This is a genomic window from Mesorhizobium sp. M0800 (genome assembly GCF_040320095.1).
Taxonomy (GTDB): Bacteria; Pseudomonadota; Alphaproteobacteria; order Rhizobiales; family Rhizobiaceae; genus Mesorhizobium.
In genome coordinates, this window is record NZ_JAMYOZ010000014.1 from 46200 (window position 1) to 58965 (window position 12766).

General features: G+C 62.8%; 10 protein-coding genes. All 10 read right to left on the reverse strand.

What is annotated here, in order from left to right; translation table 11 throughout:
* Positions 1-13: 13 nt before the first annotated feature.
* The 10 genes from NKI18_RS18020 to NKI18_RS18065 all read right to left on the reverse strand — a co-directional run bounded on the left by NKI18_RS18020 (position 14) and on the right by NKI18_RS18065 (position 12411).
* Entirely contained in the window at positions 14-1120 is a 1107-nt protein-coding gene (locus NKI18_RS18020) for an acyltransferase family protein (RefSeq protein WP_352619752.1), read from the reverse strand.
* A 13-nt stretch (positions 1121-1133) separates the two neighbouring features.
* On the reverse strand, positions 1134-2468 hold the full coding sequence (locus tag NKI18_RS18025) for a lipopolysaccharide biosynthesis protein (protein WP_352619753.1): 1335 nt from the start codon (positions 2466-2468) through the stop codon (positions 1134-1136).
* Positions 2459-3736 carry a glycosyltransferase family 4 protein gene (locus NKI18_RS18030; RefSeq protein WP_352619754.1) on the reverse strand — a complete coding sequence of 426 codons (1278 nt, stop codon included), beginning with the start codon at positions 3734-3736 and terminating at the stop codon, positions 2459-2461. Before NKI18_RS18030 ends, NKI18_RS18025 begins: the two co-directional genes overlap by 10 nt.
* 14 nt (positions 3737-3750) lie before the next feature.
* On the reverse strand, positions 3751-4392 hold the full coding sequence (locus NKI18_RS18035) for a hypothetical protein (protein ID WP_352619755.1): 642 nt from the start codon (positions 4390-4392) through the stop codon (positions 3751-3753).
* A gap of 100 nt (positions 4393-4492) precedes the next feature.
* Positions 4493-6463 (reverse strand): putative glycosyltransferase family protein, encoded by a 1971-nt coding sequence (locus tag NKI18_RS18040; RefSeq protein WP_353020134.1) that lies wholly within the window; start codon positions 6461-6463, stop codon positions 4493-4495.
* 5 nt (positions 6464-6468) lie between these two features.
* On the reverse strand, positions 6469-7614 hold the full coding sequence (locus NKI18_RS18045) for a glycosyltransferase family 4 protein (protein WP_352619757.1): 1146 nt from the start codon (positions 7612-7614) through the stop codon (positions 6469-6471).
* A gap of 5 nt (positions 7615-7619) precedes the next feature.
* The gene (locus NKI18_RS18050; RefSeq protein WP_352619758.1) at positions 7620-7898 is read right to left on the reverse strand and encodes a hypothetical protein; all 279 of its coding nucleotides are present in this window, start codon (positions 7896-7898) and stop codon (positions 7620-7622) included.
* Positions 7895-9151, reverse strand: a complete 1257-nt coding sequence (locus NKI18_RS18055; RefSeq protein WP_352619759.1) for an NAD(P)-binding domain-containing protein — start codon at positions 9149-9151, stop codon at positions 7895-7897. The genes NKI18_RS18050 and NKI18_RS18055 overlap by 4 nt, the downstream gene beginning before the upstream one ends.
* A 1344-nt stretch (positions 9152-10495) precedes the next feature.
* Positions 10496-11041 carry a hypothetical protein gene (locus NKI18_RS18060; protein WP_352619760.1) on the reverse strand — a complete coding sequence of 182 codons (546 nt, stop codon included), beginning with the start codon at positions 11039-11041 and terminating at the stop codon, positions 10496-10498.
* A 359-nt stretch (positions 11042-11400) separates the two neighbouring features.
* Positions 11401-12411, reverse strand: coding sequence for a glycosyltransferase family 2 protein (locus NKI18_RS18065; RefSeq protein WP_352619761.1), 1011 nt, complete (start codon positions 12409-12411; stop codon positions 11401-11403).
* Positions 12412-12766: the final 355 nt, after the last annotated feature.

A 12766-nucleotide genomic window follows, 5' to 3' on the forward strand; every position in this document is an offset into this window, starting at 1 on the left:
GCGCCGGACTTTTTCAGGGTGCGGGCGCGGCCGGGACCTTTAGGGCCTTGTCCTTCGACCTCACTCGCACCAGGGCGGGACCCCCGTCCAACAGGCGTTCCTTGAGCTTGAGTAGCGGTGACTCCATCAGGTACCACGAGGTCGCTGGAACCGCGACGCTCAGGACCAGGACGCAGATGCCCTGAGCCCAGACCGGGACGGATCCCATGCGCTCGATCACGGCGCTCGACTCGAAGATCCTCGGGAAGAACGCGTGTGTGAGATAGATGCCGTAGCTGATCTTGCCAATGAAGCGGACGAACGCGAACCCGCTGAACCACGCTAGCAGGCCAGGCAGGCCGGCATCGGCCACCACCACCAACCATGCGAAAAAGATCCCGACCGTCAGATTGAAAGTGAGGTGCCGCAGGATGCCGTCGCCCGCGAGGTACCACGCGACGCACTGGAACGCGAGGCATGCTAGGCCGACCCACCACCAGCCCAGACCGGCTCGGAGACGACGCCCTCCCCTCGACGCGGCATAGGATAACGCACCGATGAGGACACCAAACCCCAGGATCTCGAATTTGCCGAAGATCGAGAGCTCGAAGGCAAACCGGTCGATCGGGGTGGCCAGAACCAACGTGCGCAACAGGAAGCCGGTGCCGATCAGGAATACCCCCACTCGCACGGCATGGCGCCCGGACAGCAGAACCAGCATGGGCAGCAACAGGTAGAATTGCTCCTCTACGGCGAGGGACCAAAAGACCAGGAGTGGGCCTCCGGTCGCCGCGAGGTAATTGCTTGTGTAGGTGAGATGCCAGACAATGAAGTCGTGAACCTCGGGCACGCCCAGCACGAACAGGACCAGCAGGGTCAAATAGTAGGCCGGCATCAGCCGAACCGCGCGGCCGATGTAGAACCTGCGGATGACTTCGCCAGCAGGGGCTTGCTCCAGTCTGAACAGCAAGTTGCGCGTGATCAGGAAGCCGCTCAGGACGAAGAACAGTTGGACCCCCAGCGCTCCCGCCCCGATGGGGAAGTGCGTTCTGACCCACGGCCCGCCGAAGTGCTCCACGCCGACGAGTCCGATCGCGATGGCCCGCAGGCCATCCAATTGCGGTCGATAACCCTGCGCCATGATTGGTGTCTCCTCAAGTCTGGAGCGGCGATGCGGTCGGTCGGTCGTGCGCCGGGCCGGCGGCAGACCCCAGTTTCATCGCGAAGGCCAAAATCAGGGCCGCACACGCACCCTCGATGCTGATGGCGAGCGTCCAGCCTAGGACCAGGCCTTGAAGTCCATGAAGCTTCGCCCCCGCGACCGCGAAGCACAGTTCCATTAATCCGCCAAGGGTGAACCAGCGAGATGCCTTGCGCATCTTACCGCTCAGCCGCGCCAGCGTGCAGGCATGAAATTTGAGCGTTGATCCTAGCAAGCTAAAGCCTAGGAAGCGCAGGCTCGAACTGGCGATCTTCGGATAGGCCGGATTGAAGAGCGCAAGGATCTCCTGCGAATAGGTGAAGACGAAGGCGGCGCAGACCAGCGAGAAGAGCAATGACGTCGTGAGCGAGACAATGATGTTGTGCCTGAATTGTTTCGGGCTTGCTCTGATCACTGGGAACAGGACCGTGGTCATGGTTGCGGGCATCAACGAGGCCACGGAGACCAGCATCCACAACGACACGAAGGCGGCATTGATGGAGGGAGACAGCAGAACCAGCACAAGGTAGGGCATGATGACGCTCGGGGCCTGCACAGTCACATCGAGCGCGTAGTGGTCGAAGACCTTGCGTCGTAGCGCATGAAGCAGCTGGAAATCGGGGGCGGCAACGAGGCGACGCGCACCGCCACGGGTCAAGAGATCGACGCCGATCCAGGACGCCAGCAGGCCGGCCACCCAGGTCATAAGAATCGTGGCATTGGAGGCGTAGCCGGCGGCGGCCGCGCCGCCGATCAGCATCAGCTTGAACGTTGAGAACAGGACTTGCCGGATCATCCTGCCGGTGCTGCGCAGGCTGCCTAGGAACGCCTGATCGCCCACGAAGCTGAGTACGGTCAGGGCGCAGCCGAGGACGAACGCAGCGCCCTCGAACCACCCGTGGATCGGCCTTGTCGAGCTGTTGCGGGACGCCTCGCCCAAGACAAACAGCAAGGCCAAGCCGACCGCCAGCGCTACCCCGACGCACGCTGCTGCGGCCACGAGGCCGCGCTCCCTGCCGGGATGCCGGACGAGTTCGCCTATCAGCAGGGTCCCGAGCCCGGCCTCCCCCAGCAGACCGACGAACCCCATCACGGACAGGAGGGCGGCGGCGTTGCCGATCACCTCCGGCGGAAACAGCCGGGCGGCGAGCCACCAATAGACAAACCCAAGACCGGCCATTGCTATCGTTCCGATCGCCAGAGCGCCGGAATTCGTGACGAGCGTGGCGCTGTCCTGAAGCGCCCGCCGCACGATGACGATCGCCGTCCCGGCGAGGTCTACCGGCATGGTGGCTCTCCTGAATCCTGATGCGCCGGCATCGCGGACCTGCGGGCAGCTGGGCGCAGGACATCCCGGTAGACCTGCTCGATCCGGATCACAACCGCTCCGGCCTTGAGGCGCCCCACCCTGGCGAGGCTTGTCGCCTCCAGGCGGGCCAGCAGAGCGCGGTCGTCCAGAAGTGTTTGCATCGCGTGGGCCAGGGCATGCGCGTCACCGGGCGGCACGAGAAGGCCTGTTTCGCCATGATCGACGAGATCCGGCATGCCGCCGACGTCGGTTGCGACGACTGCCTTGCCGGACGCCATCGCTTCCATGATGACCGTCGCGCAGGCCTCGGGTCCGACCGACGGCAGCACGCCGAACAGTGAGTGCCGCCATGCATGCATGATGGCGGAATGCGGCCACGTATTGAACACGCGGACGTTCGGCGGAAACTCGGTTGGCGTATCGGCGAGCCGGCGCCCGATCAGGACCAACTGCGGCGCCCGCTTCAAGCCGGCATAGGCGTGCAGAAGGACGTCAATGCCCTTGAGGCGCATCATGTCGCCGACGAACAGGATGAATCCATCCCCGGGTAGCTCCCGCAGGCAGGGATCTTCCGGGCCAAGCACCCCGACATCGTCGGGCACGAAGTTGGGGATGACCTCATAGGGGGCGCGGCCTTGGGCGAGTCCGGTGTGACGCGCCACCGCGTGGCTCACCGCGATGAAGCGGTCCACCACGCGCCGAGCGGCGAAGCTCGACGCCCAGTTGCCCAACGTGGTCGCTGCTGCCTTCACGGCCCCGTAATGCCCTGTGGCGCAGGATAGGCACTTGGCCGGCGCGGGGCCATAGCAAAGATGGGTGCCCAAGTGCATGAAGTTTTTCTTGGCGCAGACAAGGCCGTAGTCGTGGAGCGTTACCACGAGGCGTGCCCCATTCAGAACTTTGAGCGGCAGGAAGGACGCGTAGATCCAGTTATGGGCATGGACGATGTCCGGCCTCTCCTGGGCGACCAGCCGCTTCAGGGCTAGCACCAGTTCGGGATCTGGGAAGGGCGGTGCATGGTGGCGCTCGGGATCGGTGTGGAGGCCTGACAGACGCTGGAGCGTGCCGCGCAGGCGATGCACGCGGACCGCGCCGTCCAGCTCGGTTTCCGGCGATCCGGGATGCATCAAGGTACCAACGCTCACATGATGGCCCCGCTGCGCCAACGCCGCGCCGAGATTGCGGACGTGCCGCTCCTCTCCCCCCAATACCGGAGGATAAAACTGCGACAGCAGCAGGATGCGCATGGTCGAGTCTCGTTTCAAATGGGTGGCACCAGTGTCGAAACGCTGCGATAGAGTAGGTCATTGTCCGGCCGATAGAGCCGCGCCTCGGCCGTCTGGCGAGTTGCCAAGACGGGCACCGGCATTTCCCGCACCCAGGTGTCGCCCGGCGCGACGGTGAGTGATCGGAAGATGGCGAACGTTTGCCCGTCGAGGGTGATTTCCAGATCGAATCGCTCAGCTTGGGTCTCGGCGTTTCTGATGCCGACGGTAAGTTTGCCGGGCTCGCCATTGGGCGATGGCAATATCCAGAACTCGGTGTATTTGAATTGCCGGTAGGTCGCTTCGTCCCGGACGGCCAGCGCATAAGCTCCGGTCGCCACCAGCACCGCTAGGGTCAGTGCGGCCCCCTGCCAGAGCCGGAGCCGCGGCGGAGCCGGCCAGGGTGGCCGATCGGGGGCGTCGCGGCGGACGGCCACCAGCGCCGCGGCGGCCGTCACGGCCCAGAACCACACCGCCCAGCCGAGCGGCGTGAGCAAGCCTGCGGCGTTCAGGGCAAAGCCCCCGGCGATACCGGCAGCCAGGCTTGCTCCGACCGCGTAGACGAGGTGTTCCGACACGGAGGTGGTCCTCATGCCAAGGGCCCGCAGCACCGCGTGGCCCGAGACGAGGAACACCATGGGCGCGCCCAGGAGGGTACGGAGGAGCAAGCTGTCGCTGACCGCAACGGCCGCCACCGTGGCCCCTGCCCACAGGCAGGCGGCCGGAAGGTCCCGGTTGCTAGGAATTCCCATGTAATCCCCTCACGTCGTAGATGATGATCCAGCCGTTGTCGTAGATGCGGGTGACACCCTGGATGTCATCGAACTTGAGCAGCTCTGCGCCCGAGATCGGCGTTCCCGCCTGCGGTTGCCACGGCTCAAAATAGAAGCCGAGCACCGGGGGGGCAGTGGACAGGCGCAGATCCACCAACAGGAAATCGATGTCACTCCTCGCCAGGGCGTAAAGCTCGTCGGGCCCGAGTTCCTCGCCCTCGAATATGCGCGCGCTATAGATGCCTTCGGCGATCTTGATCCTGGCGTCCTGCCGCCCGTAGGAAGCGAGCAGCAGGCGATTGATACGGTCGGCGGTGAAGCGGTTGCCGGCACCGAGCCATTCCTTGGTCCAGCGTGCGGTTTCGATCCCCATGGGTTCGATTGATTCCTGATCGGCCGCCACCCTATAGCGCCCATGGATCGGATTAAGCGAAGAGGTTGTGACGCCGCCTAGAACGATGACCGTCAGAGCAACGGCCGGTGCGATGCGGCGCCACCCGCGCGGCGTGCGGCCCTGCCAGAAGTGGACAATTCCCACTGCTACGACCAGCCCGACAGCGATGAACACGAACGTTCCCATGCGGTTGCCGATTTCCCATCCGGCGTTGGTCAGCCGGAAGGCCACCGAGACCGGGAATCCGAAGGCCAGCAAGGTAAGAAGTACGATCCGGCTGTCGCGCCAGTTCCGTCTGAGGATGTCCTGGATTGGACGCCGACCTGCCCGCGCGCCACTCGGCGCTGCCATGGCCAGCGACCGAAAGAAACCCGTCGCCAGTCCGAGTGACAATAGCAGGATCGCGAGCAAGGTGGTCAGCCGCATGCCGACGGGCTGGGTCAGCGCTCCAAGGTGCTCCGACCGTGGGGTGGGCGCGCCCAGGATCTTTCCGATCAATGTCTTGAAGCCCGTTTCGACCACCGGGCCGAGATAGCCTGTGAGAGTGTTGCCATGAGCCCGTACCCATAGGAGTGGCAGCGCTATGGCCAGGAGCGCCGTGAGGCCCACCACGGTCCTCGCATGAGTCCTCAGGGGGCCGTGCCGGCGCAGAGCCTCGAGTGCCGCCAGCGCTCCGAAATAGATGGCGGCGAAGCCGGCCGAGAGATGATGCGTGACCGCGAGGCTCGCCAACAATAAGGCAATCAGCCCGAGCGCCTTCAGCCTGGGTCGCCGGACGAGATCCTTGGACGCTGCTTCAACCGCGAAAGCCAGCACGCACAGCACGATGCCGAGGCTCTCGTACGAGAACATCGACTCGAAGATGACGAAGGTCGAGCAGCCCATATAGGTAAGACAGGCGATGGCCGCGATGCGCGGCGATCCGGTGATGCTTTCGAAGAACAGAAACAGGGCGCCGATGAATGTGCCCTTGAGGATGGCTAACAAAAGCGTCCCCGCCACAAACAATGGCAATCCTGTCAGATTGACGATCGCCATCGCCAGGACTTCCAGGCCGGGATAGGTAGGCCCGATCGGGAGAAGGGGGTTGGACAGGAATAGCCGGCGGGCCGTGATCAGGTCATCGGCTGCGATCCCGTGCAAGAACTCGTCGAAAGCAATGAAGCCTGTCGGGGAATAGACCACCTTGCAGTAGAACAGGGCTTCGGCAAGCAGGAAAAGGAGGAAGAGGCGCTCACCCCGCGCTAGCATCGGCTGAGCGACGCGAAGGGTGATCGGGACGACCAGGAGGATGACACCGGACCAGAAGAACAGCGGCGCCACCTCATAGTCCCGGCGCCCGGCCGCGTGCCCGGCCACCACCAGGAGCAGAGCCGTGGCGACTGTCAGACACAGAACCGCAATCCATCCGGAGTTCGCCTGTTGCGGCGGGGCATCGGCGCTGCCGCCGCTTAGGTCGGGACCAATAACGGCCCAGGCGAATCGTATTGCGGTCTGGAGCGGGTTGATTTTAGTTCGCGCAATGAAATGAGCCGTCATCATCAGCCTCATGCCTCCGTGGCAGGAGGCCACGACATCACGGCGTCGGGCGATAAATTGATCGTGGATCGGCTGCCCAGGACATCACGGTAAACATCGCTCAGCGCTTGCGCGCAGGCATCCCAGTCCGGTAGCGCTAAATCTGGGATCTCCCGATGGGCCTCCAGTTCCTCGGCCATGGCAGCGGCCAGCTCTTCCGGCCCGGCATTGCGCGCAATCGCCCGGCACAGGCCATTGGCGGCCAGCTCCCCCAGACCGGACGTGTCGCTGACGAGGACCGGACGGCGCAGCGACAGGGCTTCCATCACGGCGATCGGATGGGCTTCGTATTCGCTGAACAGCACGAATAGCGCGGCGCTCGCCAGGAGGTCAGCCATTTTCTGCCGCTCGGATCCGGGAATGCTGGCGATAGTGACCCGCTGCTCGAGGCCGAGTGTCGCGACGAGGCGCCGCAATTCTCCCTCGTACGGGCCTGTTCCGACGATGTGCAGTCGCGCGTCTGGCACCCGGCGGATCAGTTCGGGCAAGGCCGCGATCGCCCGGTGATGGCCCTTGTAGCGCTCCAGCCTGCCGCCCGAGACGATCAGGTGCGGATCGACCTTAACGCTGGGGCTCGCGGCGGGCATTGCGGCGCCGTTCGGGATGACGACAAACCGTTCGCGCGGCACGCGCATCCTGGCGCTGAAGAAGTTGGCCTCGAATTCGGAAACGCCGATCAGCCGCGCGGCCCGGGCCACCAGCGGTCGAAGCAGCGCGTGCTGGGTGCCGCGCACGGCCTTGCGCAGCCGGGAGGAATGCCCGCCGCTGTGAAAGGTCAGGATGAACGGCAGGTCCTCGCGGACGGCTGCGAGCAGCCCGATCGGCGCCACGAACGTGTTGTAACCTTGGAAATGGATCAGATCCCAAGCCCCGCGACGGATCGCGGTAAAGATGCTGGGCGCTATATAGAAATCCAACTCCTTCGGCCAGGCCGGCACGCGCTGCACGCGCATGCCACGGACTTCCTCCTCAACCGGCAACTCGCCTGAGGGATCGGTGGTGAGCACGTCGACGGCGTGGCCACGCGCCACCAAGCGGGGACCGACCTCCTGGATGTGAGTTTCGATGCCGCCCATGAAGGGGTAGCAGCGAGCGGCAACCATCAGGATTCGCATCGGGTCTATCCAGCACCATAAGCTTTCGCATTCTGCCTGTGCCGTTCGCCCAGCCTCTCGCGCAGGATGGTCTTGAGAAGGCGCAAGCCGTCCGGGATAGCGCGCAGATGGCTCACACCGATGATGCGCGGCAGAAGCCAAGGGAGGTTGTCGGCTTCATTGAGCGTCGGGATGATGAAGCTGACTCGGGGTAGAGTCAGCGATCGCCGCAGCCCGACATTGATTGGGTCAGGCGGCAATACGGCGCCGACCCGGGCGAGAATGCTGGAGACAGGCGCATTCATGGCAGCGCCTCAAGGTCGAGCGATGGCACCCGGGGAGCGGGCTGGAAGCGCGCCAGGGCTGCCGATAGGTGTCGGGCGAGATGACGGGCCGGGTGATAGGTCCCGTATACGAACCGACACACCGGGCCGAAGCTGTTCGCGGCGGCGGGACCGATGAAATGCAAGCCAGGCACCGACGTCTCGTAATGGGCCGACAGCTGCGGCGCGCCCTCAACCAAGCGGATCTGGCGCAACAGCGTTGAGTTCAGGAAACCTAGCCGGCCCACATCAATCTTGTACCCGGTTGCGAAGATGACGTGGTCGGCCCGCATCGAATGCCCCGCGCCGCTGGCGTCCATCAAAGCGAGTAGCACCTTGCCGTCGCGTGTTTCGATGCTCTGAAGGGTGCGACCGAGCCACACAGGCACTCTCCCGATAACCCGGTCCTTCATGAAAGCGCCGCCAAGGGGCCCCAGCGCCCTGATGTTGGCGAGTTGGACTCGCAGATCCTTCGACAGAAGCCGGATCAATTGCGGAAATTTGGCGCAGGTCGCCAAGGTCCAGCCGTGGCCGATGCCGTTCATCGGAGCGGTAATGCGCTCGAACTGGGTTCGGGGGTGAGGGTAGCCGGCAAAATCCAGCTGCGGTCGGCGCACAACGAGCGAAACCGAGACCCCGCGTTCGTAGAGCAGCGCCGCCAGATCGGACGCCGATGATCCGGATCCAACCACGATGATTTCCTTGCCGTCCAGCGGCTGCAGAGAGCCATACTCACCGCTGTGCGAGCATAGATCGGCGGGCAGATGCACGGCCTGGTGCGGCAAGCGTTTGAACGGATGTAGGCCGACGGCTACGACCACGCGGCGCGCATGGACTATCTCGCCGTCATCGAAAGTGGCATGAAAGCAGCCGGCACCGGGCTCCAGCGCCACCAAAGTCTTGCGCTCAACCACAGGGATGTAACGCCTCTGAAAGGCTTCGCCGTACTCGATAAACCGGCTGAGCGAGAGCGGAAGCAGCTCGTCATGATAGGCCAGGGCGCGTTCGGCGCAGAACGTCTTCAGGGCGAATTCAGACCGCGGATCCGACAGGCTCGACGCCCAGGGATAGGATTTGAGCAGCATACCGGGCGGCATGTTGTGCCTCCATGACCCCATGAGCTCCCCGAAAATCCGGTGCTCCACGCCGCGCGCCCGCAAATGCGCGGCCAGCGACAGGCCGTAGGGGCCAGCTCCAATGACCGCCACGTCCACGGATGTGCTTGATCTAACCATACGCTGACTCCGGGGCACGCCGAATGAACATCAGGTGAGTATATTTAGATATTGAAACCATGGGTTCCTCGCAACCTGAATTACGCAAGCATTACCGATACGGCCGTACAATGGAATGGCGATAGATGATTAAGAATTACGATAGATGATTAGCTCTTTGTGGGTATCTCTTCGGGTTAGTTCTGGTCCAACGTACGGCAGGGGAACCGCTCGCCTGCTTTGGCAGCGCCGCCGAATCGTTGCTTAAAAGCACAGGACCGTCCGGCCTGTGGCATTAACCTAATGCGGGTAGCAGAACCGCCTTCGCACAGTCAGCGCACCGCCTGATCAATGAGGCACCGGGTCGCGTGGTCTGCTCCGAGGGAGCCTCGTCCGTCCGCGACGGCACAGAGGCTGAAGCTCAATTCACGCTGGGTCAAGTCATTGGACGGAGTGCCAGCCGGTTCCCTCACCAGCCTGCGATCGTCCTCGCTACGTTTGCGCCTCTGATGTGCCACGACCTTCAGCGCACTTGGACGACATCCGCCAGCGGCTGCGTTTGGCTGGGTTCGATTGCAACGCCCGGATCGGGGTGCTGATGCCGAACGGTCCGGAGGCGGTTCACCATCATGGCAGTAACCTGCTGCAGCATCGCGGTTCCTCTTGATCCACGGCTATCCTCGGCGGAGATCGATCAGCGTCTCGACATGCTTCGCCTGAATGCTCCTCTCGTAGCGCAAGGCAGTGCCCTCTCAAATTCGCTAGGCCGCTGAGAAGGCTTGCCATCATTGAAGCCGCTCCGGTCGGGAAACGGTCAACTTGGACTCAATATCGCCGTGCAGGTCTCCGACTCCGCTGCGATCGGCGCTGAGCCTGATCTGGACTCGCCCGCCTTTGTCCTCCAGAGGTCGGGCACGACCGCGCAACCAAAGCTCATTCCATTCAGTCACAGCAATATGCTGGTGGCGGCCGCACGGCTTCAGGCGTGGCTCGGCCTCACGCCCGGGAACCGTTGCCTGAGCGGTTCATCCCGTTTAGCCCCATGCAGAACTGCAAGACGTTCTGCCCCTACCTCGTAGGCAGTTCCCGCGTTGCTGAAGAACTGGGGCGCCATATTTCCTTGGGGTTCCAGACCTTTATCCTGGATATTCCCCAAGCCGCGAGGAACTCGCCCATGACCGAGGCCTTCCGTCGGGGCACAGATCTCCGAAATCGCAGCGATCAGGCCCAAACTATTCGAACGCCCGGCACGGTTTGAGTGGGCGGAGCGCCACTGTCAAGTGAACTGAACCGGGCAGCAGAATAGCGCCGTTACCGCGGTTCGACCATGCCGCAGCGCTTTGCCAAGAGGCTATCGCCTCCGGATCAACCCCGGCCTTGCACTGTGGTGAAGAAGGTGGCGACGGCGGTGTTGAAGACGCCATCATGGGCTGTTTCGGTGAGCCACACCACCACGGCGACTAAGATCAGCTGTGAAGCAACACCCAAAGGGAATGGCTTGCTGATCCGCTTATCAGCGTGGATCCAGCCATGAAAGCGTTGTAGCATCCGTAGTGGCCCGTGCGGGAAGCGGGTGTGCACGACCTGCAACGGGTCGGGAAGCATGGCCCCGGAGGCGCCGAGCAGGATCGCCCACTGGTTTTCTGGCGATCCGAAAAAGAGGACGACCGCGAGGATGCCGAGAAGCGCATCAGCACCGAGGATCATAACATCCAGCAGCAGCGCTCTATCAAGCTGAACAGGTGCGTCGATCCTGAGGCTCAACGACGAGGAACGGATCGGATAATCCCAATGGGGGATCGCATCGAGGACGAAATGGCTCCCAAACCCCAAGGCTAGAGCTGCAGCCGGATTCGCGGGCAGGAAGCTACCGAGCGCCGCCCCGACCATCGCATGCGTGCTGAGAATCATTGTCGGCCCTTTGTGGTGCACTGCACCCACCTGTGCTTGGCGCTCTCCTTAGCCTAGCGGTCGAGCGATTTGATACCTTCGACTCTCGGAGGAAGCAAGATCGTTCGACCGTTACAGTCGGCCGGTCCGGTTCCGTGGTTCAGCACTGAATATTACCGAAATCGCGACGTTGCTGAGCGGTACCCGCCCGAGCCGTCTCATCGCCGCCGCTCTCGGCCGCCATTCCGAGATGATCCGGCCATTCTGTTCCGATTTCAGCGGCATTTTTCGCGGGTCAGCAACCACGGGGTTCCCGACCTCACCAATAAAGAGGACAAGGGATGCCGGCCAGGAAAGAATGCGCCAACTGTCGCGAGGCGTCAGCGAAAGCGCGTCAGAGCTCTTATTCTAGGCCTAAACTCAGATTTTTGGCGCCGTGGCAGGTTGATCAGGTTCGCGACAATTTCCAGCTTGCCAATGATGAAGCCGCCGATTGAACAGGCGAGGCCTGCCGTGATCGCGAAGGCGCGTCCCAACCCTTCTGCATCGGCTCGCAAAATGGCGTCACCGAAACCGCGAACGACGCCGCGTGAAAGCACGCGCAAGACGTAGGTCCGTTCAGCGGACAGGGCCTGCCGTGAGTGCAGGAGAGCGGATATATAGGCTTTCGAAAGGCCCTCGGCATAGCAGCGCAGCCAAAAATACCTCCGGGTCAGCCGCTTTGTTGGAATTCTGTGCCGGACAACCGCGCGTGGCTCGAAGATGAACTCGCCAGATGGGATTGCCTTTCGGGCGCGGATGCAGAGTTCAGTCTCCTCGCCGCTCATAGGCAGGCTCTTTTGGGTTCTGCCCAATGCAGCATTGAAGTCCCCCACTTTTTCAAAGACCTCCCGCCGTAGGCACATGCCGCAGCCGAGCAGGCTTCGCACGGGACCAACCTTATCCACATGGCCCCGATACGTGCAGCCCACGACCCAAAGGAATTCGTCCGGGAACCAGCGCGGCCGAGGCCCCAGCCAAAGCGGCTCGATGCGGCCCATTGCACCAAGCACTCCAGGCCGATCGCAATGGCTCCTCATATACCCAAGCCATTGCGGTTCCGCGATGGCATCGTCGTCGAGAAACGCGATCAACGAACCGCGTGACGCCGCAATCCCCGAGTTGCGCGCCCCCGAAAGCCCCCTGCGGTTTCTGTTTTCGATGACGAGGAGGTCAACGAACTGAGCTTCGGCGCGCGCTTTCAGCTCCGCATTGTGATCGACGACGACGACTATCTCATCGGGCGGGGGTTCCAGTCGACGCACAGATGCCACCGACTCCAAGAGATCCTGCCACCGCTCCAGGGTATGCGCGCAAATGATCAGCGAGGTGTTAGCCGAACTGACGTTCATGATTTCGATCTCTTCGTTGGATCCGCATGGGCGGGCAAAGGCTTCTTCGGCTCCGGAAGTGGTTCAACCGCAGCAGCACCGTGCCGGCTGGAAGATCAGATTGAGCGCCTGTGCGCCTATTCGGTCAACCGCGGAAATCCTGCGATGAAGTGGTACTCATAATGGATAAGTTGCTTGAAGCTAACGGCCATCTTCTAGTTGGAATGGGCGTATCTAATCTAAAACAGTATGAGAAATCCCCCGGTTTTTCCGGGGTAATAATAGCATTTTGACGTTTCCCGGGAGTCCATCGCGACTTCGCCTTCGTGAGCCTCCACGCACGCGAGCGGTCAATCACGTGGACGAGTTTGAGAGT